The organism is Bradyrhizobium sp. 179, from assembly GCF_023073535.1.
GTDB lineage: Bacteria > Pseudomonadota > Alphaproteobacteria > Rhizobiales > Xanthobacteraceae > Bradyrhizobium.
In genome coordinates this window covers 36,275-62,861 of sequence record NZ_JADPJR010000131.1, presented here as the reverse complement: position 1 = coordinate 62,861, position 26,587 = coordinate 36,275, and the positions used below count along the sequence as shown (strand labels likewise).

Annotated in this window: 24 protein-coding genes; 13 read left to right on the top strand and 11 right to left on the bottom strand. The window is 64.8% G+C overall.

The window, feature by feature from the left end; translation table 11 throughout:
* The 5 genes from cysW (at window position 1) to IVB12_RS30540 (ending at window position 4,575) form a co-directional block, all read left to right on the top strand.
* A complete protein-coding gene (cysW, locus tag IVB12_RS30560) occupies window positions 1-912 on the top strand; it encodes a sulfate ABC transporter permease subunit CysW (protein WP_247304756.1) in 912 nt (303 codons plus the stop codon).
* Window positions 902-1,939, top strand: coding sequence for a sulfate ABC transporter ATP-binding protein (locus tag IVB12_RS30555; RefSeq protein WP_247304753.1), 1,038 nt, complete (start codon window positions 902-904; stop codon window positions 1,937-1,939). Before cysW ends, IVB12_RS30555 begins: the two co-directional genes overlap by 11 nt.
* 89 nt (window positions 1,940-2,028) lie before the next feature.
* Window positions 2,029-2,532 carry a CAP domain-containing protein gene (locus IVB12_RS30550; protein ID WP_247304750.1) on the top strand — a complete coding sequence of 168 codons (504 nt, stop codon included), beginning with the start codon at window positions 2,029-2,031 and terminating at the stop codon, window positions 2,530-2,532.
* Between the two features lie 77 nt (window positions 2,533-2,609).
* Window positions 2,610-3,785 (top strand): DUF3734 domain-containing protein, encoded by a 1,176-nt coding sequence (locus IVB12_RS30545; protein ID WP_247304748.1) that lies wholly within the window; start codon window positions 2,610-2,612, stop codon window positions 3,783-3,785.
* Between the two features lies 1 nt (window position 3,786).
* The gene (locus IVB12_RS30540; RefSeq protein ID WP_247304747.1) at window positions 3,787-4,575 is read left to right on the top strand and encodes a 3-hydroxybutyrate dehydrogenase; all 789 of its coding nucleotides are present in this window, start codon (window positions 3,787-3,789) and stop codon (window positions 4,573-4,575) included.
* A 153-nt stretch (window positions 4,576-4,728) separates the two neighbouring features.
* On the opposite strand, the gene IVB12_RS30535 is transcribed toward IVB12_RS30540, so the two are convergent.
* From IVB12_RS30535 to IVB12_RS30525, 3 genes are all read right to left on the bottom strand, one after another.
* Window positions 4,729-5,553 (bottom strand): sulfite exporter TauE/SafE family protein, encoded by an 825-nt coding sequence (locus IVB12_RS30535; protein WP_247304743.1) that lies wholly within the window; start codon window positions 5,551-5,553, stop codon window positions 4,729-4,731.
* Between the two features lie 186 nt (window positions 5,554-5,739).
* A complete protein-coding gene (locus IVB12_RS30530; RefSeq protein WP_247304741.1) occupies window positions 5,740-7,107 on the bottom strand; it encodes a flippase in 1,368 nt (455 codons plus the stop codon).
* Window positions 7,108-7,362: 255 nt separating this feature from the next.
* Window positions 7,363-8,202, bottom strand: coding sequence for a protein-disulfide reductase DsbD domain-containing protein (locus IVB12_RS30525; RefSeq protein ID WP_247304738.1), 840 nt, complete (start codon window positions 8,200-8,202; stop codon window positions 7,363-7,365).
* A gap of 141 nt (window positions 8,203-8,343) precedes the next feature.
* On the opposite strand from IVB12_RS30525, the gene IVB12_RS30520 reads away from it, so the two are divergent.
* Window positions 8,344-8,988, top strand: coding sequence for a YqgE/AlgH family protein (locus tag IVB12_RS30520; protein WP_247304735.1), 645 nt, complete (start codon window positions 8,344-8,346; stop codon window positions 8,986-8,988).
* 161 nt (window positions 8,989-9,149) lie between these two features.
* Here IVB12_RS30520 and IVB12_RS30515 read toward each other — a convergent pair whose 3' ends face one another.
* Together IVB12_RS30515 and IVB12_RS30510 are read right to left on the bottom strand one after the other, a co-directional pair.
* Window positions 9,150-10,037 (bottom strand): TauD/TfdA family dioxygenase, encoded by an 888-nt coding sequence (locus IVB12_RS30515; RefSeq protein ID WP_247304732.1) that lies wholly within the window; start codon window positions 10,035-10,037, stop codon window positions 9,150-9,152.
* A 98-nt stretch (window positions 10,038-10,135) separates the two neighbouring features.
* The gene (locus tag IVB12_RS30510) at window positions 10,136-10,915 is read right to left on the bottom strand and encodes an SDR family NAD(P)-dependent oxidoreductase (RefSeq protein WP_247304729.1); all 780 of its coding nucleotides are present in this window, start codon (window positions 10,913-10,915) and stop codon (window positions 10,136-10,138) included.
* Between the two features lie 97 nt (window positions 10,916-11,012).
* On the opposite strand from IVB12_RS30510, the gene IVB12_RS30505 reads away from it, so the two are divergent.
* Window positions 11,013-11,750, top strand: coding sequence for an SDR family oxidoreductase (locus IVB12_RS30505; RefSeq protein WP_247304726.1), 738 nt, complete (start codon window positions 11,013-11,015; stop codon window positions 11,748-11,750).
* Between the two features lie 64 nt (window positions 11,751-11,814).
* Entirely contained in the window at window positions 11,815-12,183 is a 369-nt protein-coding gene (locus IVB12_RS30500) for a CsbD family protein (protein ID WP_247277787.1), read from the top strand.
* 75 nt (window positions 12,184-12,258) lie between these two features.
* Here IVB12_RS30500 and IVB12_RS30495 read toward each other — a convergent pair whose 3' ends face one another.
* Window positions 12,259-13,959 (bottom strand): SGNH family hydrolase, encoded by a 1,701-nt coding sequence (locus tag IVB12_RS30495; protein ID WP_247304723.1) that lies wholly within the window; start codon window positions 13,957-13,959, stop codon window positions 12,259-12,261.
* 169 nt (window positions 13,960-14,128) lie between these two features.
* Window positions 14,129-15,526, bottom strand: a complete 1,398-nt coding sequence (locus tag IVB12_RS30490; RefSeq protein WP_247304917.1) for a lytic murein transglycosylase — start codon at window positions 15,524-15,526, stop codon at window positions 14,129-14,131.
* 200 nt (window positions 15,527-15,726) lie between these two features.
* Between IVB12_RS30490 and galU the strand changes: the two genes are divergently transcribed.
* Entirely contained in the window at window positions 15,727-16,602 is an 876-nt protein-coding gene (gene galU / locus IVB12_RS30485) for a UTP--glucose-1-phosphate uridylyltransferase GalU (RefSeq protein ID WP_247304721.1), read from the top strand.
* Window positions 16,603-16,710: 108 nt separating this feature from the next.
* Here the strand turns inward: galU and IVB12_RS30480 are convergent, their stop codons facing one another.
* Complete coding sequence (locus IVB12_RS30480) at window positions 16,711-18,207, bottom strand: diguanylate cyclase (protein WP_247304719.1); 1,497 nt, start codon at window positions 18,205-18,207, stop codon at window positions 16,711-16,713.
* Between the two features lie 142 nt (window positions 18,208-18,349).
* On the opposite strand from IVB12_RS30480, the gene IVB12_RS30475 reads away from it, so the two are divergent.
* The gene (locus IVB12_RS30475) at window positions 18,350-18,613 is read left to right on the top strand and encodes a hypothetical protein (RefSeq protein WP_247304715.1); all 264 of its coding nucleotides are present in this window, start codon (window positions 18,350-18,352) and stop codon (window positions 18,611-18,613) included.
* 36 nt (window positions 18,614-18,649) lie between these two features.
* Here IVB12_RS30475 and IVB12_RS30470 read toward each other — a convergent pair whose 3' ends face one another.
* A complete protein-coding gene (locus IVB12_RS30470) occupies window positions 18,650-21,526 on the bottom strand; it encodes an EAL domain-containing protein (RefSeq protein WP_247304713.1) in 2,877 nt (958 codons plus the stop codon).
* Window positions 21,527-21,665: 139 nt separating this feature from the next.
* Complete coding sequence (locus IVB12_RS30465) at window positions 21,666-22,664, bottom strand: NAD(P)H-quinone oxidoreductase (protein ID WP_247304710.1); 999 nt, start codon at window positions 22,662-22,664, stop codon at window positions 21,666-21,668.
* Between the two features lie 104 nt (window positions 22,665-22,768).
* On the opposite strand from IVB12_RS30465, the gene IVB12_RS30460 reads away from it, so the two are divergent.
* Both IVB12_RS30460 and IVB12_RS30455 read left to right on the top strand, forming a co-directional pair.
* Complete coding sequence (locus tag IVB12_RS30460; RefSeq protein WP_247304707.1) at window positions 22,769-22,960, top strand: DUF1192 domain-containing protein; 192 nt, start codon at window positions 22,769-22,771, stop codon at window positions 22,958-22,960.
* 549 nt (window positions 22,961-23,509) lie between these two features.
* A complete protein-coding gene (locus IVB12_RS30455; protein ID WP_008569199.1) occupies window positions 23,510-24,019 on the top strand; it encodes a DUF1465 family protein in 510 nt (169 codons plus the stop codon).
* A 161-nt stretch (window positions 24,020-24,180) separates the two neighbouring features.
* On the opposite strand, the gene rpmE is transcribed toward IVB12_RS30455, so the two are convergent.
* Complete coding sequence (gene rpmE, locus IVB12_RS30450) at window positions 24,181-24,408, bottom strand: 50S ribosomal protein L31 (RefSeq protein ID WP_007599895.1); 228 nt, start codon at window positions 24,406-24,408, stop codon at window positions 24,181-24,183.
* 242 nt (window positions 24,409-24,650) lie between these two features.
* Here rpmE and IVB12_RS30445 point away from each other — a divergent pair, with 242 nt between their 5' ends.
* Window positions 24,651-26,489: an ABC transporter ATP-binding protein/permease gene (locus tag IVB12_RS30445; protein WP_247304912.1), complete on the top strand. Its 1,839-nt coding sequence runs from the start codon at window positions 24,651-24,653 to the stop codon at window positions 26,487-26,489.
* Window positions 26,490-26,587: the final 98 nt, after the last annotated feature.

Below are 26,587 nucleotides of genomic sequence, written 5' to 3'. Positions count from 1 at the left end.
ATGACGATGCAGATTGCAGATTCGGTCTCTCTCCCGGCCCCCGACGCCAAGGCACGTGCGCATGCGGCTGCCGCGCGCGACAGCCTTCGCACCGAGCCACAGACGGTGCGCATCACCATCATTGCGCTGGCGATGATCTTCCTCACCGTCTTCGTCGTGCTGCCGTTGGTCGTGGTGTTCGCACAGGCGCTCTCGAAGGGCGTCATGGCCTATCTCACTGCGCTCGCCGAACCGGAAGCGCTGGCTGCGATCAGGCTGACGCTGCTGGTGGCCGCGATTTCAGTGGGCCTCAATCTCGTGTTCGGCCTCGTCGCCGCCTGGGCCATCGCCAAGTTCGACTTCAAGGCCAAGACCTTTCTGATTACGCTGATCGACCTGCCGTTCTCCGTCAGCCCGGTGATCTCGGGCCTCGTCTTCGTGCTGCTGTTCGGCGCGCAGGGCTATTTCGGCAGCTGGCTGCGTGAGCACGACATCCAGATCCTGTTCGCGGTGCCCGGCATTGCGCTCGCCACCACCTTCGTGACCTTCCCATTCGTGGCGCGCGCACTGATCCCCCTGATGCAGGAGCAGGGCACGCAGGAGGAGGAGGCCGCGATCTCGCTCGGCGCCTCGGGTCTGCAAGCCTTTTTCCGGGTCACGCTGCCCAACATCAAATGGGGCGTGCTCTACGGCGTCCTGCTCTGCAACGCCCGCGCGATGGGCGAGTTCGGCGCCGTCTCGGTCGTGTCCGGACATATCCGCGGCGAGACCAACACCATGCCGCTGTTGGTCGAGATCCTCTACAACGAGTACCAGTTCGTCGCCGCGTTTGCGATCGCCTCGCTGCTGGCGATGCTGGCGCTGATCACGCTGATCGCAAAAGCTGTTCTCGAACGTCACCTGGACGAAGGACACGAGCCCCGTGACCATTGAAGTCAAGAATCTCGTCAAGAAGTTCGGCAGCTTTAAAGCTCTCGACGGCGTCGATCTTAAGGTCGACAACGGCGAGCTGCTGGCGCTGCTCGGCCCGTCCGGCTCCGGCAAGACCACGCTGCTGCGGATCATCGCCGGCCTCGACTGGCCCGATGCGGGCGACGTCTCCTTCAACGGCGAGGACGCGCTGGCGCAGGGCGCGCGCGAACGGCATGTCGGCTTCGTGTTCCAGCACTATGCGCTGTTCCGCCACATGACGGTGTTCGAGAACGTCGCCTTCGGCCTGCGCGTGCAGCCGCGCGCGATTCGCAAGGACGAGGCCGCGATCCGTACGCGGGTGAAGGAGCTGCTCGATCTCGTGCAGCTCGACTGGCTTGCCGACCGCTATCCGAGCCAACTCTCCGGCGGTCAGCGCCAGCGCATCGCGCTCGCCCGCGCGCTCGCGATCGAGCCGCGCATCCTGCTGCTCGATGAACCCTTCGGCGCGCTCGATGCCAAGGTGCGCAAGGAGCTGCGCCGATGGCTGCGCTCACTGCATCATGAGATCAACGTCACCTCGATCTTCGTCACCCATGACCAGGAAGAGGCGCTGGAAGTCGCCAACCGCGTCGTTGTGATGGACAAGGGCAGAATCGAGCAGATCGGCTCGCCCGACGACGTCTATGAAAGCCCGGCGACCGCCTTCGTCCACGGCTTCATCGGCGAATCCATCGAGCTGCCGATCCAGGTCGAGGGCGGCCTGATCAGGCTGGGCGACCGGCCGCTGCGGCTTGCCGCGGACGGGCTTGCGCCTGGCGCGTCAAAACTGTTCGTGCGGCGACACGACATGCTGGTCGGCCCGCCCGGCAGCGGCGCCTTCGAGGGCGCGGTTCGGCATGTCCGCAATTTCGGTCCCGTGCAGCGCGCCGAGGTCGCGCTATCAGGTGGCGAGACCATCGAGATCGATGCCCCCCGTGACAAGGAACTGCGCGCCGGCGACACGATTGGGCTGGAGCCGCGCCGCTACCGCATATTTGCGGGCGCCTGAGCCGACTCGTCGGGTCAAATTTTCCCCAAAATTCACCTTTCAGCCACGGTTGATATGCAACAACGGCCCCTCATTTGGGGGCCTGATTCATGCGCGCTGCGGCCGCAATATCCATCACTTTGCTTCTAGCCGGCTGCGCCGGCAACGAAGCGCTGGTCCAGCAGCCGTCCATGTATACTGACATGGCTGTCCCGGGCGCCAAGCTCGATGCGCAGGCCGCCGCCGTGATGATCTCGCAATACCGCCAGAACAACGGGCTCGGCACCGTCGTGATCGATTCCGATCTGATGCGGCTCGCCGAATCCCAGTCCCAGGCTATGGCGGCCGCCAACAAGATGGACCACGACGTTCGCGCGCCGCTCGCCAAACGGCTCGCCGCCGGCGGCTATCCTGCGACCGTGGCCGTCGAGAACGTCTCGGCCGGTTATCATACGCTGGCCGAAGCGTTTTCCGGCTGGCGCGACTCGCCACCCCACCGCGCCAACATGCTCAAAAGCGGTGTCACAAAACTTGGCATCGCAGCGGGCTATGCTCCCGGCACCAAGTACAAGGTGTTCTGGACCATGATCTTGGCTTCGGCGGACCCTCGATAAGCCAGACTTGATCCTGGATGCATTGACGCCGCGGCGGAGTGTCGCCACGGTGGCTTGCCTTTTGCTAATGTTCCCTCATGACAGATCATCGTCCTGATACCGCCAGCATCCCCGCGAATGCGCAACGCGTCCTGGTTCTCCAGGGCGGTGGCGCGCTCGGCTCGTATCAGGCCGGCGCCTGCCAGGCGCTATGCGGCTACGGCTTCGAGCCGGAATGGGTTGCCGGCATCTCGATCGGTGCTATCAACGCAGCGATCATCGCCGGCAATGAGGGCCACACCCGCGTCAAGCGGTTGAAGGAATTCTGGGAGATGGTGTCGGCGCCGGTGCCGTGGAAGCCGATCGGCAAGAGCGATCGCAGCCGCGAGCTGTTCAACTCGACGAGCGCAGCGCTGATCGCGACCTTCGGTGTGCCCGGCTTCTTCGTACCCCGCGTGCCGCCGGCGCCGCTCTGGCCACCGGGGCACCCCGAGGCGGAAAGCTATTACGACACCGCGCCGCTCAAGAAGACGCTGGAGCGTCTGGTCGATTTCGATCGCATCAACGATCTGAAGACGCGCTTGTCCGTCGGCGCGGTCGGCGTCACCTCCGGCAACTTCAAATATTTCGACAATTACGCGTTCAAGAAGCTCGGCAAGACCATCGGACCCGAGCACATCATGGCCTCCGGTGCGCTGCCGCCGGGCTTTCCGTCCGTCGTGATCGACGGCGAGCATTACTGGGACGGCGGCATCGCCTCCAACACGCCGCTCGACTACGTGCTCGATGCCGAGGTCGACCGCGACATGCTGATCTTCCAGGTCGACCTGTTTTCCGCGCGCGGCGATCTGCCCACCTCGCTGCTCGAGGCCGCCGAGCGCGAGAAAGACATCCGCTATTCCAGCCGCACGCGGATGAACACCGACAAGAACAAGCAGCTGCACAACGCCCGCAGGGCGGTGCGAGATCTCATCAGCAAGTTGCCGGATTACCTGAAGAACGATCCTTCCGTCGAATTCCTCGCGAAAGCGTCGCGCGAAAGCACCGTCACGGTGGTGCATCTGATCTATCGCAGCAAGAACTACGAATCCTCGTCCAAGGACTACGACTTCTCGCATGTCGCCATGGTCGAGCATTGGGAAGCCGGGGTGCGCGACGTGCATCTGTCGATGCGCCACAAGGATTGGCTCGAGAAGCCGCAGTCCGGCGAGACCATGGTGACCTACGATCTCACGGGGGACGTCACCGCACCCCCGGCAAAAAGGAGCGAATAGAATGGGTAGTCTGTCAGGCAAGAACGCCGTTGTGACCGGATCGACCAGCGGCATCGGGCTCGCTTACGCACGCGCCTTCGCCGCCGCCGGCGCCAACGTGGTCATCAACGGCTTCGGCTCGCCCGAGGATATCGAGAAGGAGCGCACCAAGATCGAGTCCGAGTTCAAGGTCAAGGCGATCTACTCGCCGGCCGACATGACCAAGCCCGCCGAGATCGCCGGGATGATCGCGCTCGGCGAGAAGACGTTTGGCTCGGTCGACATTCTCGTCAACAATGCCGGCATCCAGTTCGTCTCGCCGATCGAGGAGTTTCCGCTCGAGAAGTGGGACCAGATCATCGCCATCAACCTGTCGTCGGCCTTCCATGCCATTCGCGCCGCCGTGCCCGGCATGAAGAAGAAGGGCTGGGGCCGCATCATCAACACGGCGTCGGCACACTCACTCGTCGCCTCGCCCTTCAAATCGGCTTACGTGTCGGCCAAGCACGGCATCGCCGGTCTCACCAAAACCGTGGCGCTGGAGCTCGCGACCCACAAGATCACCTGCAACTGCATCAGCCCGGGCTATGTCTGGACGCCGCTGGTGGAGAAGCAGATCCCCGACACGATGAAGGCGCGCAATCTGACGCGCGAGCAGGTCATCAACGACGTGCTGCTCGATGCGCAGCCGACCAAGGAGTTCGTCACCTCCGAGCAGGTTGCCGCGCTCGCCCTGTTCCTGTGCAGCGACGATGCCGCGCAGATCACCGGCAGCAATCTGTCGATCGACGGCGGCTGGACCGCGGAGTAGTTCGCGTCGGTTCAGCTAGCTCGCTGTCATGCCCCGGCTTGGCCGGGGCATCCAGTACGCCGCGGCTTATCCATTCAATCACAGCTTTCTCGGAATACTGGATCGCCCGTTCAAGCCGGGCGACGACAGTGAGAGTGGGGCGCGGTCTCTGGTTTAATGCGTCCACGCTAGGGCCGTCACGATCGCCGATGACAAGTTCAGCTCCGCGAACATGATCTTGCCGGCGACCACGAACAGCACGCTCGCCAGCGTCAGGCGCAGCACCGTCTCGGGCACGCGCGTTGCGCTAAAACTGCCGACGATGATGCCGGGCAGCGAGCCCAGCAGCAGCACGCCCATCAGCGCCCAGTCGACGTCACCGAGCGCCCAGTGCCCGATGCCGGCAACCAGCGTCAGCGGCACCGCATGGGCGATGTCGGAGCCGACGATGCTCGCCATCGGCAGGCGCGGATAGAGCAGCAGGAGCACAGTGACGCCGACTGCGCCGGCGCCGACCGACGAGATCGAGACCAGCACGCCGAGTACGATTCCGGTGATCACGGTCGCGATCGCGGTGGTGCGCTCGTCGACCTGCTCGAGGCGTTTGCGGTAGCGATCCATGATGGCCTTGCGGAAGATCAGCGACGTCGCAGTCAGGATCAGCGCGAAGCACAGCACGAGATTGACGAGGCTACGCTCGGAATCGCTTCTGAGGTCGAGCTTCCACAGCACCAGCAGCGTCACGGCGCTCGCAGGAATGCTGCCGCAGGCGAGTCGCAGCACCGCCGGCCAGTGCACGCTACGCGACCAGCCATGCACCAGGCTGCCGCCGGTCTTGGTGGCGGCGGCATAGAGCAGGTCGGTCCCGACCGCCGTGGAGGGATGAATGCCGAACAGCAGGATCAGCAGCGGCGTCATCAACGAACCGCCGCCAACGCCGGTCATGCCGACGAGCAAGCCGACGCCGAATCCAGAGGCGACGTAGAGTGGATCAAACATGTCCGGGGAATCTTAGGTCGATCTCGTCGGTTGAGCAACATGACGTAGAATGAAATTCCTCCCGCATGCAACTACCTGGGTCCAATAAGAAAAATCATGCTGCGGACGGCAAATCGGTAGGAATTTCGCTTCGTTCCGAGGCATGCTGCGAACGTGCCGTTCCCCAGGAGTAGGGTCGCGCGTCCCCTATTTGCCAAACGCCAGCACGTGCAGGCCGAGGCGCTGCCGCACGATCCAGAACAGGAGCACCGTCTCGAAGGTGAGCGAGATCGAGGTCGCTGCGGCGGCGCCGTGGCTGCCGTAGCGCGGTACCAGCGCGATGCAGAGCACGACGTTCATGACGAAAGCCAGCGCATAAGCGAGCGCGCAGATCTTCTGCTGGCCCAGCATGTTGAGCAGCCGCTCCACCGGCCCGATTGCAGAGCGCACCACCAGCCCGATCGCGGCGACGAACATGAGATCGTAGCCAACGGTGAATTGCGGCCCGAACAGCCAGAGCAGCGGCTTGCCGAACGCAAGCAGCAGGATGGTCGCCGCCAGCGACGGCCAGAATGTCCAGCTGATGGCGTGCGCCACATAGGCAGACAGCCGCGCCTTGTCGCCGCTTGCGTTGAACTCGGCGAAGCGATGCGCGGTCGTTGCCGACATCGCGTAGTGGATGAAGGAAACCAGCGCCAGCGTCTTCACCACCGCGAAATAGACGCCGACCTCGTCGGAGGGGCGGAACTGCTGCAGCACCAGCACGTCGGTGTAGGACAGCAGCAGGTAGAAGCTCTCGACCAGCAGGATCGGCAGCGAGACCGCCAGCCAGCCGCCGATGTCGTAGGCCTTGGGGCCCGGTTCGATGTGATCGGCGAGCTTGCGGTTCAGCACCAGCATCTGCCCGGCCATCGCGATCCACACCGCACCTAGGCTCGCGACCATCGCCGCGACTGCGCCGAGATGATAGCCGAGCAGGAAAGCGCATGCCGTGATGCCGATGATCAGCGCCTGGCGGATGATGAATTGCGGCATCAGGCCGAGCTGCATCCAGTCGTGCGAGCGCGCGATGCCGTCCTGGGTGTTGGCGACGACGAAGGCCGGCAGCGTCATGCAGCCGATATAGAGCGGCAGCACCTCGGCCGGATCGATCCAGGGTGACAGCAGCCTGACGATGCCGGCAAGGCCGAGCGACACCAGAGCGGAGACGGCAAAGGTGAGCCAGCGGCTGCCGGAGAGAAAGCCGCGCAGCAACGCATGCGCGCCGCTGGCGCGGTACTCCGGAATGATCTTTTGCGCGGAAGCGGAAATGCCGAAATCCATCATGCTGCCGAGCAGCAGCACCCAGGTCCAGACATAGACATAGATGCCGTAGTCGGACGTGCCCATCCAACGCGCGAGCAGGATCTGCGAGACATAGGCGAGGCCTGCACTGATGACGCGGATGACGAAGATGGTCGCGGCCAGCCGCCGCGTCAGCGAGGCCTCGCTCGAGCCGCCCGTCAGCCTGCCGCGCAGCCGCGCGATCAACCCGGCTGGTCCGGTCGTTGCGGGTTGTGCATCCATCACGGCCAATTCGAGTTCCCCGCCCGCATACTGCGGCAGGCCCGGGAATTAGCAACCACTCGTTAAGATTCGGTTGGGTGGGCGTGCTGTAGAAACCGCAACGTCGTCCCGGAAGGCCAGGCGAAGGCCAGGATCCGTTGCCCCAGGGAGAAGTTGGAGCGAAGGCTCGGGCAACGAGTTCGCGCCACCACTACTCCTGAGGTAGTGGGTCCGCGCTCCGATTCGCTGCGCTTGTCCCGGACCACGGCTCGGATTGGGACGACGCTACTCCAAGTTCGTATTGAACTCGTATGACTTGTCCGGTCCCACCAGCGTGAACTTCAGCGCCGCACCGTCGGGCTTGGCGCCCGGCGGCAGCCCGTCGAGCTCGAAGGAAAATCGCTTCACGTCCGGCGGGCTGTGATGGACCGGGCTCGGAATCGGCAGCGCCCAATCGGGCGTCGGCCCTTCCACGAACAGATTGACGTTGCGCGCGTCCGCCGGCGCGACCACGTCGACGACCACTTTGTTGCCCTCGCGCTTGACGTCGCGGATGGTAAGCGGATTGGGATCGCCGATATTGGCCGGCTTGGGCACGGTGTCGAGCGCCGCGCGCAGATTGGCGTCCTCGGTCGAGGCGACGCTGTTGAAGCCGAGTTCGGCGCGGGTTTCGACGGGAATGCAGAGCTTCTCGCACACCGCATAGTTAATCTCGGCGCGCAAGGTCACTGGCTTGTCGGCGGCCTTGGCGACGATGCGCAGGGGCAGCACGATCTGGTCGCGATAGCCGATCGAATGGCCGCCCGCGCCGTCGTCGAACTTCAGCGGCGCCGGCCACATCACGGTCACCGCTTCGACATTGTCCGACTTGGAGAAGTCGAACCGCGGCGGAACGCCGGAGTCGCCGGGCACGCGCCAGTAGGTCTTCCATCCCGGTTGGAGCTGGAACGCGATACCGCCAAGCAGGACAGCGCCGCTGCGCGAGCCCGCAACCAGCCGCACTGCGGAATGTCCGTCGCGCTGCCACGGCGAAGCGTCGTCGGCACGGGCTGCGGATGCCAGCGACGCTGCGATCAGGGTTGTCGCGACGCCAATCGCCGCACGCAGGGGAACTATGCTGGTCATGGCACGTCTTTACAGGGGCGCCCTAGGGCAAACCATTGAATTGCTTGTGATGGATGCATCTGGACCAGGTCTCTGCAAGCCTTGATTTGACAGCGGCCGGGCCCGACATCAGGATAGGAATTGAAACCGGAGTGCTTCACCATGGCTCCTACAGGCAAGAGGACGGGCGACAGCACCCGCAGCGCAGGCCCCGCGCTGCCCAATTCGGCCGGTTATCTCGACGGCCGGCTCCTGATTGCAATGCCCGTGATGGGCGATCCCCGTTTCGAGCGCTCCGTGATCTATCTCTGCGCCCATTCCGCCGAGGGCGCGATGGGAATCATTGTCAATCATCCCGCGGGCTCCATCGATTTCCCCGAGCTCCTGATGCAGCTCGGCATCGTCAAAAAGGGCGAGCACATCAAGCTGCCGGAAAATGCCGAAAGCATGAAGGTGCTGCGCGGCGGGCCGGTCGACACCGGCCGTGGCTTCGTGCTGCATTCCAGCGACTTCTACATCGAGAACGCGACGCTGCGGATCGACGACGGCGTCTGCCTCACCGCGACCGTCGACATCCTGCGTGCGATCGCCAACGGCTCCGGCCCCAAGCACGCCATCCTCGCGCTCGGCTATGCCGGCTGGGCGCCGGGCCAGCTCGAAACCGAGATCCAGAGCAACGGCTGGCTGCATTGCGACGCGGACGCGGATCTGATCTTCGGCGACGACGTCGATGACAAATACAACCGCGCTTTGCAGAAAATCGGCATTGATCCCGGCATGCTCTCCAACGAGGCCGGGCACGCGTAGTTGTTGGCCGTCGTCCGGTGTCGTACGTCACCCTCGCTGTCATGCCCCGGCTTGATCGGGGGCATGCAGTACGCGGCAGCCTATCGGCGCGATACAACCGTCTCGGAGTACTGGATCGCCCGGAGCAAGCCGGGCGATGACCACGTATCGTGAATGAGGCGCTACTCCGCCGCCTGCTGCTGCACCGTCGGCTCGGTGCCCGCCACCGTTGCCCGGCGCATGTCGCGCGGTTGCGACTGGTCGTAGCGGCGGACGCGGTGCATGGTCTGGCGGTTGTCCCACATCACGAGGTCATGCAGCCTCCATTTGTGGACATAGACGAACTCTGCTTGCGTCGCGTGCTCGGTGAGATCGCGCAGCAATAGACGGCCCTCCGGCACGCTCATGCCGACGACCTTGCCGGCATGCGATGACAGATACAGCGACTTGCGGCGATGCACCGGGTGCGTGCGCACCAGACGTTGCAGCACCGGCTTGAACATCTCCTTCTCTTCGTCGGTATATTCGGTGAAGCCGAGCGAGCCGCGCGAATACATCAGCGAGTGCTCGCAGACGAGGTCCTCGATCTCAACCTTGGTCTCGTCGTCGAGTGCGTCATAGGCCGCGCGCATATCGGCGAATTCGGTGTTGCCACCCTTCGGGTTCACCACGCGCGCGGACAGCAGCGAGAATTTTGCGGGGATGGGACGGAACGAGCTGTCGGAATGCCAGAGGCAGTTGCCGAGATTGAACAGATGCGCGCGGCTGTCTTTCGCCAGCGGCTTGCCGTCCTTGCCGAGATTGCTGACATCGTTCAGGCCGGATTGCAGCCGATAGTCCTTCTCCTTGGTGACGGTGCCGCCGCGCGCATCCTCGCGCTGGCCGAAATTCAGCGCGAACGCCATCTGCTGCTCGTCGGTGATGTCCTGATCGTGGAACACCAGCACCGCATATTTGTCCATCGCGGCCTCGACTTCGCGCGCCTCATCCGCCGTGAGTGGCTTGCGCAAATCGAGGCCCGAAACCTCGCCGACAAAATGCTTCTGAAGCTGCCGGATGGCGATCGTCATGGCGATTTCTCCCGCATCTCTGAGCAGTTTTCCCGCTCTGTTTGTGGAAAAAAATGCCTCCCGCGCCCGGCGATGTCAACGCGCCGCGCGCATGGCTCTTACGCGTTCCGGGCCATCAGGCCGCCGTCGACCGGGATCACCGCGCCGGTGATGAAGGAGGCGGCCGGCAGGCACAGGCTGAGCGTCACATGCGCGACCTCTTCAGGCTCGCCATAACGGCCGAGTGCAGTGCGGCGCTTGGCATAGATGGTCTTGTGCTCCTCCGAGATGCGATCGGTGATGGCCGTGCGGATCGGGCCGGGACAGATGCAGTTGACGGTGATGCCCTCGCGGCCGAGCTCCACCGCCAGAGAACGGGTGAGGCTCGCAACGCCGCCCTTTGCCGCCGAATAGGGGCTGTGCAGGGCAGTGGCGCCGAGCGCCTCGGTCGAGGCGATGTTGAGGATGCGCGGGCACTTCGACTTGCGCAAATGCGGCAGCGCGGCGCGGATCACGCGCGGATGCGCCGTCAGCATCACGGCGAGGCCCTTGGCCCATGCGTCCTCATAGGCCTCGTCGTCGATCGCAACCCGCACTGAGATGCCGGCATTGTTGACGACGATGTCGAGCCCACCGAAATGCGCCGCGACATCGCCGACCACGCGCTTGATCTCGCCGCCATCGGCAACGTCGAGCTTCCACGCCCTCGCTGCTCCGCCGCTTGCCGCGATTTCCTTGGCAACCGCATGTGCGCCTTGCTCATCATAATCGGTCACGGCAACGTTCGCACCTTCGGTGGCGAACACGCGCGCGGTGGCACGTCCCATGCCGCTGGCCGCGCCGGTGACGAGGACGGTCAGGCCCTTTACAGACCGGCTGAGCTGTTTGAATTCGGACATGCTGCTTCCTCGCGCCCTGCTTGTTCTTGTTATGATTGACAAGGCTGGCATCGATCCGCAGACAGGTCAAACAAGCAAAAACAAACGGGAGGCCGCGATGGCAAACGAGCTCGATTTCTCAAGCAGGCAGGTGCTGGTGGTCGGCGGTTCCAGCGGCATCGGCAACGGCATTGCGCAAGCTTTTCGCGCCAGGGGTGCGCATGTCGCCGTCTGCGGCACGCGTGCTCGGCCCGAGGATTATTCGATTGAGGAAGGCTCTGATCTCACCGGCCTCGCCTACGCGCAGCTCGACGTCAGCAATGCCGGCGCGATCGAGGCGTTCAAGCCATGCTTCGAGCGGCTCGACATCCTGGTGCTCGCGCAAGGCGCGGTGCTCTATCGCCGCGGCGAATTCGAGATGGCCGGCTTCCGCAAGGTCGTGGAGGTCAACCTGATGAGCCTGATGGCCTGCGCCACGCGGTTTCATTCCATGCTGCGGGATGCGAAGGGCGCGCTGATCGTGGTGTCCTCGACCGCGGCCTATCATTCCACTATGGGCAATCCCGCCTACAACGCCTCGAAGACGGGCGCTGTCGGATTGACACGTACGCTGGGCGAAGCCTGGGCTGAGGACGGCATCCGCGTCAACGGCATCGCGCCCGGTCTGGTCGACACCAAGATGACGAAGGTGACCACCGACAATCCCAAGCGACTCGAAGGCGCGCTCGCGCGCATCCCGCTGCGGCGATTGGGCACGCCGGCCGACATGGCGGGCGCGGCGCTGTTCCTGGCTTCGCCGCTGTCGTCCTACATCGTGGGCCAGACGCTGGTCGTCGATGGCGGCCTCATTCTGTAGGCCATGGCAAGGAACCGCGCTGCTTCTGATCGGTTACTTCGGCTGATCACCGAGGAGGATTATCATGGACGCGGATCGGATCATTGGATCAGCCAAGGAAATGGCAGGCGGCGTGGAAGGCACCGTGGGCGAGATGGCGGGCGATGCAAAAACGCAGGCCTCAGGCAAGGCACGGGAAGCCGCAGGCACGGTGCAGAACCTGTACGGCCAGGCGAAGGACGCGGCGCGCGAAGCTGCGGATACCGCCTCCAGCTACGCCAAGGATGCCTATGAGGCCAGCGGCGATACGTTCCGCGACGGCACGCAAGCCATCGCCCGCAAGGTGCAGGACAACCCGCTCGGCGCGCTGCTGACCGCGGCCGGCATCGGCTTCGCACTCGCGCTTCTGATGTCGCGCCCCGCCCGCCGTCCGCCGCCGCGCTGGCGCTATTAGGGCTAACAGCTAGACCCGTCATCCGGGGCGCGCGCTTTGCACGCCCGGAATGACGAGTCAAATCAGAGATACGATTTACCGGATCGCTTCCGCCGCGCGCCCGACATTACCCGGCGGCCGCGGGATCGCCGGATTCGGATTGCGGGGGCCTGGGGCTGGCGCCAGTTGACGCGGTGGCTGCGGAGAGCCAAAGCCGAAGAAATCCCGGAATGACGGCGCTGCCTGTGCCGGCTGCTGCGGCGGAAGCTGAAGCTGTTGCGGCTTCTTCGGCGCGAGCTTTGGCGGCGCGATCGCGGCGGCCGCACCCGGTGAACCCTGAGCAGCGCTGCCGTCAGGCGTCGTCGTCGCCATCGGCGTATCGCCCTTGGCCTGCTCGCGTCCGACTTCGCGGCGCGGCCAGGCATAGTCGTCGGCGCGCCCGGCGGGGGCGCTCAGCGGCTCGCCTTTCACCATCGTCTTCGCAGCGAGTGCATCGACCGCGGCTGGACGCGAGCCTGGCCCGCCCAGCAATTGATCGGTCGAGATCGAGGCCGCGACCAGCGGCACGATCGGTCCGGCCAGCGGCCGCGGCGCGGGCTTGCCCGGCTCGGCGCTGGTGTCGGGCGTCGCCGGCTCGCTCGGCAGTGCGATCGGACCGGAGCGGCCCGCAAGCAGGCGCGTGATCTCGCGCTCGACATAGTGCGCGAGCTTGCGCGCGCCGGGTTTTGTGAAATAGACGCCGTCAGAACTGCGGAGCTGACGAATCTGGCCTTCGAAGTCCGGGCCCTTCTGAAGGAAGCGGCCGGCCTCGTCGACAAAGCCGTCCCAGACGTCGACATAGGTGATGCCGGCCTTGGCCGCGCCTTCACGGTAGAGCGAGTCCAGGAACAGCATGTCCGCCGTACCCTTTTGCCCGCGGATGGCGGGAAGACCGACCCAGAGCACCGGCACGCCCTTGGCCTTGAGCACGTTGGCCAGTTCCTCGATTTTCTTGCCGTAGAGCTCGACCCAGCGCTCGTCGCGGAATTCGTAGAGACCATTCGGGTTGCGCGCCGTCTTCTCCGGCGCAGCGGCTGCCGGCGTATCGGCGTTGTCGGCGTCATCCTGCGGCAGGTCAGTATCCGCGGCGGGTTTGTCCTCAGGCTTGGCAGCGGTGTCGGGCTTGGCCTCGCCGGGCTTGCCCGGTGGCTTGCCGCGCGCGCCCTTGTCGTTCTTCTTGTCCTTGTCAGAGGCCTTGTCCGACTTGTCGGCCACAGGCTCGCGGATCGCGATGCGGTCGTTGAGACCAAGCATGACCACGATGATTTCGGGCTTCTCGGTCTCCAGGATCCCCTTCGCCGCAGCCGCCCAATCCGCGGGCTCGCCCTTCGGCTGGTACTTGATCAGGCCCGAGGTGGTCTTGTGCTTGCGGATCACGCCCATGTCGGGCTGCTCGGCGTAGGCGTCCTCGAGGCCATAGGCGAGCCAGTCGGCCATGGCGTCACCGATCACCAGCACGTTCTTGTCGGGGATGGTGTCGCGCTTGGCCGGCGCCGGCGCGCGCGAAAAATCCTGGCGCGGCGCCTGCGGCTGTTGTTGCTGGAATGGTGCGAAGAAGTCGCCGCCGAACCAGCCGCCGCCACCTCCACCACGTGGTGGCGGTGGCGCCGCGCGCTGTGGCGGGCCGCCGAAGCCGGGGAAGTTGAAGAATTGCGCCGAGGCCGGGGCCGCGACCGACACCAGGATCGCAAGCGCCGTCCCCAGCGCGATCAGCGGGCCGGTCTCGGTCAGCGCCTTGAACAGGGACTTCTTCGACATGCGATCTCGGGCAGCGCAACGGGATTGGAAGTGGCTCGAATATAATAACGGAATCAGGCGCCAAACGGGCAGATTCTGTCGCAGAATCTTCTGCCATACACCGGGGAACAGCCGCCCCGGTCAAGGCTGCCTGCCAAAATCCCTGTTCAGGGTTACTTTCGGCGCGATTTTACCTGCCGCGCAGCCGGTCGAGCACGTCGGAGGAGGCAAAACCATCGGCGGGCACGCCGATCGAGGCCTGGAAATTGCGCAGGGCTTCCCGGGTCTGGCCGCCGAACTGGCCATCCGGGGTGCCCTTGTAGAAGCCGCGCTGGGCCAGCAGCTGCTGCAGTTCCAGCCGCTCGGTGCGCGACAGCTCCCGTTCCTGCCGCGGCCAGGGCTGCACGAAGGGGCCCCCGCCGCGCAAGCGGTCGGCGAAATGCCCGATCGCCAGCGCATAGGCCTCAGCCGGATTGTACTTCATGATGACGCGGTAATTCTGCAGCATCAGGAAGCCTGGTCCTTGCGCGCCGGCCGGCGCGAGCAGATAAGCCTTCTCGGCCGGATGCGGGAAGGGCTGGTTGTTCGGGCGCTTCAGCCCGAGCTTCTCCCATTGGGCGATCGTCATCGCCTTGGCGCGGTCGGCCAGCATGTAGTTGAAGCCTTGCGGCACCACGACCTCGTAGCCCCAGGTCTGGCCGGCCTGCCAGCCGTCCTTCTTCAGATTGTTGGCGGTCGACGCGATCAGGTCGGACGGATTGTCGACGACGTCGCGCCGCCCGTCGCCGTCGCCGTCGACGGCAAAGCGCTTGAATGCGGTCGGCATGAACTGGGTCGGGCCGAAGGCGCCAGCCCAGGAGCCGCGCAGCTGCTCAGGCCTGAGATCGCCGCGGTTGAGGATCTCCAGCGCGGAGAGGAATTCGTCCTTGAAATAGGTTTGGCGGCGGCCGATGCAGGCGAGCGTCGCGGTCGATTGCAGCACGCTGCGGTCGCCCATCTGCGTCGAGTAATTGGACTCGATGCCCCAGATCGCGGCGATGATGTAGCGGTCGACGCCAGTGGCCTTTTCAGTGGCGTCGAACTGCGCCTTGTATGTGGCGAGGATCTCGCGGCCCTTGGCGAGGCGGTTGTCGTTCACGAGAATGTCGAGGTAGTCCCAGATCGATTTGGTGAACTCCGGCTGCGAGTCCATCAGATCCATGATGCGCAAATCGGGGCTGAGGCCTGCGGTGAAGCGCTGGAAGTTCTCCTGCGTGATGCTGCGCCGTGCGGCATCCGGCCACATCGCGGCGACACAATTGTTGAAATTGCCCGCGGCCTCGCGGATCGCAGCGGCCGTCATCAGCGGATGGCCGGAGGCGCCGTCCTCGCCGCTCCAAGGTTGAGCTCCAGTTTGTGCGCTGCCGGGGACGGGTGAGGCTTGCGACGGCGCCGCGTTCGGGCCGGAGAAGATGCCGCCGAACAGGTTCGATAGGCCGTTCTGCGCCTGGGCGTGCGCGCATGCAGGCAGCAGCAAAGCCGCCGCAATCATCGTCGCGCCGGTCACGGACCCAGTCCGTCCTGCCAGTCGTGCCACTGATTGCATCATGTCCCACCCATCGGCCTGAAATTCCGCCATCAGGAGGCCTGGTAGGCGTTGCCAATAGCTTAACAAAGGTGAAATTTTGGTGACGGCCTTTTTCTTAACTCTGTCGGGGCGAGGCCCCACATCCGCCTTTGTTGGCGGCTGCAAACAGGCTAGCAAGTTGCCATTGCTGTGTTCACGTCCTCAGGTATTCGATCGATCCCATGAAAATTCGCAAAGCCGTATTCCCCGTCGCCGGTCTCGGCACCCGCGTCCTGCCCGCCACCAAGGCGATGCCGAAGGAAATGCTGACCATCGTCGACAAGCCGCTGATCCAGTACGTCTATGACGAGGCGAAGGAGGCCGGCATCGAGCACTTCATCTTCGTCACAGGCCGCAACAAGAACGTCATCGAAGATCATTTCGACCGGATGTTCGAGCTCGACGCGACGCTGCAGGCGCGCGGCAAGACGGCCGAGCAGGAGATCCTGGCGCAGAACCAGCCGGACGCTGGCGCCGTGAGCTTCACGCGCCAGCAGGCGCCGCTCGGCCTCGGTCACGCGGTCTGGTGCGCGCGCGACATCGTCGGCAACGAGCCGTTTGCAGTCGTGCTGCCGGACGAGCTCGTGCTCAACACGCCCGGTTGCCTGAAGCAGATGATCGATATGGCATCGTCGCTCGGCGAGAAATCCAATCTGGTCGCGGTCGAGGCGGTGCCCGATCACCTGACGCATCAATACGGCATCTGCGGGGTCGGAAAGCGCAACGGCAAGATGTTCGAGGTCGACGGCATGGTCGAAAAGCCGGCCAAGGGCACCGCGCCATCAAATCTCTCGATCACCGGTCGCTATATCCTCCAGCCCGAGATCTTCAAGATCCTGGAAACCCAGGAGCGCGGTGCCGGCGGCGAGATCCAGCTCACCGACGCCATGATCGGTCTTGCCAAGGCCCAGAAATTCTATGGCGTCGAGTTCGAGGGCGAGCGTCACGATTGCGGCTCCAAGCCCGGCTTCCTCCGCGCCAACATCGCCTACGGCATGACGCGCCCGGAGCTGCGCGATGGGCTGATCGCGGAGATGAAGAAGTATCTGGGGACCTGACCTCACCTTTGACGTCATTCCGGGGCGATGCGTAGCATCGAACCCGGAAGCTCGAGATTCCGGGCTCGGCTCTTCGAGCCGCCCCGGAATGACATCCAGACGAATCCCTCACGCCACCAGCGACAACTGCGGCAAGCTCGCGACCACCGACTGGTTGCGCCCACCGGCCTTGGCGGCATAGAGCGCCTTGTCGGCGGCGGCGACCAGGACGGGCCAGTCCATGCCGGCACTGGGAACGAGGCTGGCGATGCCGCAGGAGACCGTTGTGCTCGCCTGATCGTCGGACCAGCCCTGCACCTTGAGCCGGATCGTCTCGGCGATCTTGAAGGCATCCGTGGCCGAAATGTTCGGCAGCAGTACGGCGAATTCTTCGCCGCCATAGCGCGCCGCGCAGTCGCCGGCGCGGCTCACCGAGTCGGAAATGCAGATGGCGATGCCGACCAGCACCTGGTCGCCGGCCTGGTGGCCGAACGTATCATTGTAAGCCTTGAAGTGATCGGCATCGATCATCAACAGCGCGACCGGCGCCTTCTGGCGCATCGCGCGGCGCCATTCGACGTCGATGACGGAATCGAACTTGCGGCGGTTCTTCAGGCCGGTGAGCGCGTCCGTCGTCGCCATCTCCTCGAGCTTGTGCTCGGCCTCGGCGCGTCGGCCGATCTCGCGCGCGAGAACCAGCGTCGAGGCCAGCATGAACAGGATCAGCGCCAGGACCACGGCGCCGATGCGATAGGCTTCCCTCTGCCAGAGCTCGAACACGGCGGTCAGCGGCTTGCCCGCCACCACGAACAGCGGCCCGCTGTCGCCGCTCCGGGAATAGAGCCGCGGCGTCGCGTCTACCGGACCCTGGCCGGCATAGGACCCGCCGGCCTTGAGATTGTCGGCCTTCCAGCTCCCCTGCGATGCGAGATTCTTGCCGATGACGTCGAGATCGAACGGCCGCCGCATCATGATGGTGCGGTCGCGCTTCAGCACGGTGATGCTGTCGTCGGGGTCGAGGTTCAGCCGCTCGAACAATTCGTGGAAATAGCTGAATCGGATCGAGCCGGCGACGACGCCCATGAAGCCGCCGTCGGTATCGCTGACCCGCCGGCTCAGCACGATGGAATAGGCGCCGCGAAACAGCATGGGACGGCTGATGAAGAGCCCGATGTCCGGACTGTCGCGATGAACCCTGAAGTAATCTTCCTCGCTCTTGACCTCCGGCAGCGGGTCGAGGGTGGAGGCGTCGATGGTCAGCCGGCCCTCGGCATTGAACACCCGGATGGCGCCGAAATGCCTCGCGGTGGTCGCATGGTCGAACAGGATCAGATGACGGATCGGCTTCGAGACCGTCGCAAGCTCGGGCAGCAGCATGTTGGCGGCGACCGCCTTCAGCGACAGGTCATAAATCTCGATGTTGCGGCTGACGTCGGACTCGATGGTCGTCGCCAAATTCTCCAGCGTCTGGCGGGCGAGCGCCTCCTCGCCGCGGCGCATGTCCAGCATCACGTTGACGCAAATGGCGGAGAAGCCGATCACCGTCACCACCGACGAGATGATCAGCAGCTTCGCCGAAATCCGCCACGGCCGGCGGGCCGTGACTTCGCGCCATCCAGACAGCATCGCTTGCTCCCGATCCTAGTGGATGCGCCCGAAAGCTTGAGTAGTGTTTAAGGCAGGACGGCCTTGCCGCAATGAGTTAAGAATCGGTTTATGAGGCGCAGGGTTTTGGGCAGTCTCATGCGAGCGGGACGAGAGGACCATTGTGAACGACTACGACGCGTTGCGCGCCTATCTGATGCGGCAGAAGCAGGATGAGTTGGTGCTGAGCTTCGAGCAGATCGAGGAGATCATCGGCGCGGCCCTGCCGCGCGCGGCGCATCGTGCCTCCTGGTGGGACAGCCTGCGCAGCCCCGACATCCAGATGCCGCAACGCGAAGCCTGCCTCGCCGCCGGCTTTGTGGCGACGCGCATGCCTGACGGTGCGAGCGTGCGGTTCAGGAAGCAGAAGAAGGAGCGGCGGCGGTAGCGCACCGGCGCGCTGCCACCCTCCAGGGGAGGTAACCTAGCTCGCCGCTTCCAGCCGCACTTCCGTCAGCAGCCGCATCGCGGCATCGGCATCCATCGGCTCGCCGAAGGCAAAGCCCTGCGCATATTCGCAGCCCATCTGGTAAAGCTCGACCGCGTCTGAATCGGTCTCGGCGCCTTCGGCGACCACGTCCATGCCGAGGTCGTGCGCGAGCGCGATGATCGACTTCAGGATCACCGGGCGCGTGCCGCGGTTGGTGGTGCGCACGAAGGACTGGTCGATCTTGATGGTGTCGAACGGGAAGCGCTGGAGATAGGCCAGCGAGGAATGGCCGGTGCCGAAATCGTCGAGCGACAGCCCGGTGCCGAGCTCGCGGATGCGCGTCAGCATCTGCGCCGCATGCTCCGGATTCTCCATCACCAGCGATTCCGTCAATTCCAGCTTCAGCGTGCCGCGGGCGACCGAGGAGCGCGACAGCACGGTGCGGATGTCGTGGATCAGATCGTGGCGCAGCAGCTGCCGCGACGACACGTTGACGGAGGCGAAGATCGGCTCGCGCGAGCGCATCGCGCGCTGCCACACCGCGAGCTGTTTTGCGGTCTGGTCGAGCACGAACATGCCGAGGTCGACGATCAGCCCGGTCTCTTCCGCGATGGTGATGAATTCCGACGGCGCCATGCGCCCGAGCTTCGGATGGTCCCAGCGCGCCAACGCCTCGAAGCCCGCGATCGAACGATCCTCCAGCCGCACGATCGGCTGGTACAGGATCGTGATCTCCTGCCGCTCGATGGCGCGGCGCAATTCGCTCTCCAGCGTCAGCCGGTCGGTCTTCCGCGCACGCATCGCCGGCTTGTAGACGTCGATGCGATCGCCGCCGATGCGCTTGGAGTGATACATCGCGAGCTCGGCGTCCTTGATGATCTCGTCCGTCAATTGGGTCTGCGGATCAGACAAAGCGAGGCCGATCGAGGCCGTGAGGAAGATCTCGCGATCGTTGAAGGCGATCGGGGCGCGGATGGTCTTGCGGATGGTCTCGGCGAAGGCGGTGATGCGGGCGGGGTCCTGCTCCGAGAGCAGGATCAGGCCGAACTGGTCGCCGGCCATTCGTGCCAGCGTGTCTTGCGGCTTCAGGATGCGGGTGAGGCGGCGGGCGAGCGTCAGCAGGATGGAATCGCCGACCGCGATGCCGACGGAATCGTTGACCTGCTTGAAGCGGTCGAGGTCGATCACCATCAGCGTCGGTCGCAGCGTCGGCATGGTCTTGGCGAAATGCGCCACCGCACCCAGCCGGTCCATGAACAGTTTTCGGTTGGGCAGGCCGGTGAGGTTGTCATGCACGGAATCGTGCAGCAGGCGCTCTTCGGCGTTGCGCAGCTCGGTGACGTCGGTGAGCGTGCCGACCACGCGCGAGACCTCGCCGTCGGAGCCGACCACCGGGCGCGCCTTCAGCGCGAACCACATGAAGTGACCGTCCGGCGTACGCAGGCGGAAATCCTGCACCAGGCGGCCGCGGCGCTGGTCGAACACGCTGTCCAGCGCGGCGCGGAAGCGATCCTGATCGAGCGGGTGCAGCACTTCGAGCCACGAGGCAGCGGGGCCTTCCAGCGTGCCGCGCTTGAGGCCGAGCAAGGCCTCGGTCTCGGGACTGGTGAAGACCTTGTCGGCGGAGACGTCCCAGTCCCAGATCAGATCGCCGGAGCCGGCCAGCGCCAGCGCCCTCCGTTCGATGTCGGAGACGACACCGGTCGAAGCGCCGCCGCCGGCGAAGGCGTGCTGCATCACCGTGAAGCCGATCAGCATCACGATCAGCACGAGGCCGCCGAGCAGGGCCGGGCCGACGATGTCGTTGGTAACGGAGCCGGCGACCGTCATTCCCGCCGCCACGACCCAGACCACCAGGAGGAACCAGGTCGGGATCAGCAGCACCGCGCGGTCGAAGCCGTGGGTGGAGAGATAGACGATCAGCGCGAAGCCGGCGAAGGCGATCAGCACCAGCGAGATACGCGCGATGCCGGAGGCGACCGCCGGATCGAATAGCGCAAGCGCCACCAGCGATCCCAGGAAGGCGAGCCAGCCCACCGTGATGTGCGAATAGCGCACATGCCAGCGACTGAGGTTGAGATAGGCAAACAGGAACACCAGCAGCGTCGCCGCCAGGATCGCTTCGCCCGCCGCGCGCCAGATGCGCTCGGCGTTGTTCGACATGTCGAGGACCTTGCCCCAGAAGCCGAAATCGACGCCGATATAGACCAGCACCGCCCAGGCCAGCGCCGCGGCGGCTGGGAACATGATGCTGCCCTTCACCACGAACAGGATGGTCAGCACCAAGGCGAGCAAGCCGGAGATGCCGATCACGATGCCCTGGTAGAGCGTGAACGAGTTGACCTTGTCCTTGTAGGCTTCCGGCTCCCACAGATAGAGCTGCGGCAGCTTGTCGGTACGCAGCTCGGCAACGAAGGTGATGACGGCGCCGGGGTCGAGCGTGATGCGGAAGACATCGGCGGTCGGGCTTTCCTGCCGCTCGGGCCGGTCACCGGTCGAAGGCGTGATGGTGGCGATGCGCGACAGACCGAGGTCGGGCCAGAGCAGCCCTGACGAGACGATGCGGTAATGCGGGGCGACGATCAGGCGGTCGAGCTGGTCGTCGGTGTTGTTGGCAAGCGCGAACACCACCCAGTTCTGGCCGCCTTCGCGGGCGCGCACCTCGATGCGGCGGACGATGCCGTCGGTGCCGGGCGCGGTCGAGACCTGGATGCGATCGGCATCGCTGCGCTGATGCTCGAGCACACCGGTGAGATCGATCGCGGGCGCGTCACTGCGAACGCTGACAGCGTCGAGCGCGCGTGCAGGGGACGCGGCAACGAGCATCATGAGGCCCAGCGCGATGGGCGCGAGGCACCTGATCAGACGCAAGGTCAGTTCTCCGCGTTCGACGCAAACTTCGAGTGCAAGGCGATTTCAGACCGGACAGACTTGGTTCGGTGCGTCGCGATAGATGCCATGAAAGCGAGGAAAATCAAAGGGTTTCCGCCTTGCCCTGTGGGCCGGCGGCCTACACCTCCAACACAATTTTGCCAATATGTGCGCTCGTCTCCATGCGCCGGTGCGCATCGGCTGCCTTTTCCAGCGGGAAAGTGCTGTCCATCAGCGGCTTGATGCGACCTTCACGCAAAAGCGGCATCACTTTCGCCTCGATCGCGGCCACCATCGCCGCCTTGTCCGCATTACTACGGGGGCGCAGCGTCGAGCCGGTATGGGTGAGGCGCTTCACCATCACCTTGGCAATGTTGACGTTGACCTTGGGGCCGTTGAGGGTCGCGATCTGGACGATGCGGCCCTCAACTGCGGCGGCGTCATAGTTGCGATCGACATAGTCGCCGGCGACCATGTCGAGGATCAGGTTGACGCCGGCTTTGTTGGTCTCTTCCTTGATCACGGCGACGAAGTCTTCAGTCTTGTAATTGATGGCGCGGTCGGCACCCAGCTTGACGCAGGCATCGATCTTGTCCTGCGAGCCCACGGTGACGAACACTTTTGCGCCGAACGCTTTGGCGAGCTGGATCGCCATGGTGCCGATGCCGGAGGAGCCGCCATGGATCAGCAGCGTCTCGCCGGACTTGAGGCCGCCGCGTTCGAACACGTTGTGCCAGACCGTCATCAGAGTTTCCGGCAGTGCGCCGGCCTCCTTGATCGACAGCGACGGCGGCACGCTCATGGCCTGGGCGTCCTGCGCGATGCAGTACTGCGCATAGCCGCCGCCGGCGACGAGCGACATCACCTTGTCACCAACCTTGTGCCGCTTGGCATTGCTGCCGACCGCCACCACTTCGCCCGCGATCTCCAGGCCCGGCAAGTCGCTGGCGCCGGGCGGCGGGGGATAGGCGCCGGAGCGCTGGGCGACGTCGGGCCGGTTGACGCCGGCGGCCTCGACCTTGACCAGGATCTCGTCAGGACCGGGCTGCGGCACGGCCCGTTGTTCCGGCACGAGCACCTCGGGTCCGCCGTGCTTGGAGATGGCGACCACGGTCATTTGCGCGGGCAGCTTGTCCATGATGTGTCCTTGAGCAAAGGTGCGGAAATGGGAACGAGGCCATTGCTTAGCCAGCGCGCTCCAAGCTGGCAACCGCCCCAGCCGCGAACGCAGGAGGAACGACGATGCCGATGGAAGACGACGACCGGCCGCGCAAGAAGATCAGCCATGAAATCGGACAGGATCTCTCACTCTTGTCGGTCGAGGAACTGACCGAGCGCGTCGTCCTGCTCAAGACCGAGATCGCAAGGTTGGAAGAAGCCGCCACCAAGAAGCGCGCCTCGCGCGATGCGGCGAACAGTGTTTTCAAGTCGTAATCTCTTCGCCGTCATTCCGGGGCGGCGCGTCAGCGCCGAGCCCGGAATCCATAACCCCGGGAAATCGAAACGGGCACGCTGATAGAGGCGGGCCGCTCCATCCGTCCGTGCTTATGGATTCTCGCGACCCTCGTGGCGCCCCGGGACGACGGTGAGGGCGTTCGTGCGGCACAGCGTCCGGGACACGACACCCCCACTCAGCCATTGGCCGACATGGCTAACGAACTCTCAAAAAATTAGCTCGTTTACTCCAGATTAAGCTTTCGGGTTTATGACTGGAACTGTCCTCGTTTGGACACCGAGTGGCTCCTGTCCACTCTGTTTGACGCCTCCCTGTTATCAACTTTCAAAGCCGCCGGTCTCCGGCGGCTCTTTTTTTGCCTCCACGCCGCTTTTTTGCGTCTCGTTGCGCTTGAGTCCCTGGGAAAGACCCGCGGAAACCATATCCGCGCTTGTGGCTGGACTCGGCGTCCTGCCCGGGCAATGATTTGTTCATCATAAGCCGGCGCCAAGCCGGACAGTCAGACAGTTGCGTAAGGGGCGTTAACCATGGAACGTTTGCAAGCCGACGGCGCTCTCGTTCAACTCAGCGAGCGGTTCACCAATTCTGCGGCGTTCGGCGTCCTGTTCCGCGAGGGCATGGACCTCGTCGAGGAAACCGCCGCCTATCTCGACGGCGCCGGGCGCACGGAAGCCAAGGCGCTCGACCGTGCCGTCAGCCTGACTTATGCAACCGAGAGCATGCGTCTCACCACCCGCCTGATGCAGCTCGCCTCGTGGCTGCTGCTGCACCGCGCGGTGAAAGAAGGCGAGATGACGCTGAGCCAGGCCAATCGCGAGAAGACCAAGGTGAAGCTGACCGCCGCCGATCCGGGTCCCGCCGACACCATCGAGAAGCTGCCCGCGCAGCTCCAGGACCTGATCCACCGTTCGATGAGCCTGCAGACCCGCGTGCGCCGCCTCGACACCACCATCCACACCCCGCCCGCCGAACACGTTGCGATCGGCAACCCGCTGGTGCCGCACCTCAACGCGCTGAAGGCTGCGTTCGAGCGGTAGAGGTCTCACTGTCATTCCGGGGCGATGCGTGAGCATCGCGCCCGGAATCTCGAGATTCCGGGTTCGGCTCTCCGAGCCGCCCCGGAACGACAGCGTGATAGAAAACAAAAACGCCCCCGGCTCTGCCAGGGGCGTTTTTTCGTCTCCAGCCCGTGGCCGGATCAATCCTTTTTGAGAAAGCCCGAAAACTTCTTCTGGAAGCGCGAGACGCGGCCGCCGCGGTCCATGAGCTGGGCGTTGCCGCCGGTCCAGGCCGGGTGCGATTTCGGGTCGATGTCGAGGTTCAGCGTGTCGCCTTCCTTGCCCCAGGTCGAGCGGGTCAGGTACTCGGTTCCGTCGGTCATAACGACCTTAATCGTATGATAGTTCGGGTGAATTTCGGCTTTCATGGCAATTCCTCGGCGCCCCGGCGCCTTCTTGGGTGGCTCGCGAATGACGGATTTGGCCGGCTCTATACCTCACCATCCCCTGCAAAACAAGCCATCGCAGGCGGTCAACCGGGCTTCCCTAAGGGACGCCCCGGATTTGCCAGTACCCTTGCTCCGGCCTATTGGGAGCAAACGAATGCAATGGGTCGGATCTCATGAGCGCAGTGGAACGGCTTGATGACCAATATGTCGATCAGCCTGAAATGAATTCCCAGGTGAATTCCCAAGTGAATTCCCAGGTGAATTCCGCCGACACGCCATCGATCGAGGCCGATCTGATCGAGCAGCCGGCCAAGGGCCGCGCCAAGCTGCGGCCGCTGCTCGCGCTCGCGCCCTATATCAGCCGCTATCGCGGCCGCGCGGCACTGGCCTTCCTCGCGCTGACGGTCGCCGCACTGACCACGCTGCTGGTGCCGGTTGCGGTGCGCCGGATGATCGATTTCGGCCTGACGCCCGAGGGCATCGAGCTGATCAACAGCTACTTCTCGGTGATGCTCGCGGTGGTCGCCGTGCTCGCGCTGGCGAGCGCTGCGCGCTACTACCTCGTGATGACGATCGGCGAGCGCATCGTCGCCGACCTCAGGCGCGACGTGTTCGGGCATCTGCTCTCGCTTTCGCCGACCTTCTTCGACTCCGCGCGTAGCGGCGAGCTGATCTCGCGGCTCACCGCCGACACCACCCAGATCAAATCCGCCGTCGGCGCCTCGGTGTCGATCGCGCTGCGCAATCTGATGATGTTTCTCGGCGCCGCCGCCATGATGGTGATCACCAGCCCGAAATTGTCGGGCTTCGTGCTGTTGGCCATACCTTTGATCGTGCTGCCGCTGGTGGCTTTCGGGCGCTGGGTACGGCGGCTGTCGCGCAATGCGCAGGATACGCTCGCCGACGCCTCGGCCTATGCCGGCGAGCTGATCGGGGCGATCCGCACCGTGCAGGCCTACACCAGCGAGCAGTTCGCCGAGAAGCGCTTCGGCGGAAATGTCGAGCAGGCTTATGAGGCGGCGCGCACCTCGACTCAGGCCCGCGCCGTGCTCACCGCCATCATCATTTTCATCGTGTTCGCAAGCATTGTCGCGATCCTCTGGATCGGCTCGCATGATGTGCTCACCGGTGCGATCACGCCGGGCCGGCTCGGCCAGTTCGTGCTCTATGCCGTGTTCGCCGCGGCGGGACTCGGCCAGCTCAGCGAGGTCTGGGGCGAGGTGTCGGCGGCATCCGGTGCTGCCGAGCGCCTGTTCGAGATCTTGCATGTAAGGCCTGAGATCACCGCGCCCGCCGCGCCACGCGCTCTGCCGATGCCGGCGCGCGGCGAGGTCGGCTTCGATCGGGTCAGCTTCGCCTATCCTGCGCGGCACGACGTCAACGTGCTCGATGCGGTGTCGTTCACCGTGCATCCGGGCGAGAAGGTCGCGATCGTCGGTCCGTCCGGCGCCGGCAAGAGCACGATCTTTCATCTGCTGCTGCGCTTCTACGATCCGCGCAGCGGCGCGATCTCGCTCGATGGCGTGCCGGTCAGGTCCGCCGACCCGCGCGATGTCCGCGCCCGCATCGCGCTGGTGCCGCAAGACTCGGTGGTGTTTGCGGCAAGCGCTCGCGAGAACATCCGCTTCGGCCGGCCGGATGCGACCGATGCCGAGGTCGAGCGGGCCGCCGAGCTCGCGCATGCCGCCGAGTTCATCCGCCGGCTGCCCGAAGGCTTCGAGACGGCGCTCGGCGAGCGCGGCGTGACGCTCTCCGGCGGCCAGCGCCAGCGCATCGCCATCGCGCGCGCCATCCTGCGCGATGCGCCGCTGCTGCTGCTGGATGAAGCCACCTCCGCCCTCGATGCTGAAAGCGAAACGCTGGTGCAGACCGCGCTGGAAGAGCTGATGCGCCACCGCACCACGCTGGTGATCGCCCATCGCCTCGCCACCGTCTTGTCCTGCGACCGCATCCTGGTGATGGACCAGGGCAGGATCGTCGAGCAGGGCACGCATGCCGAACTCGTGGCAGCGAACGGGCTTTACGCGAGACTGGCGCGGTTGCAGTTCGAGGGGGCGTGAGAGCCTGAGCGATCGACGTGAGGCGCTGCGATCGCTGCCCCACGCACAGTGTCATCGCTCGCGAAAGCGGGCGATCCAGTACGCCGCGGCGTCTCGGT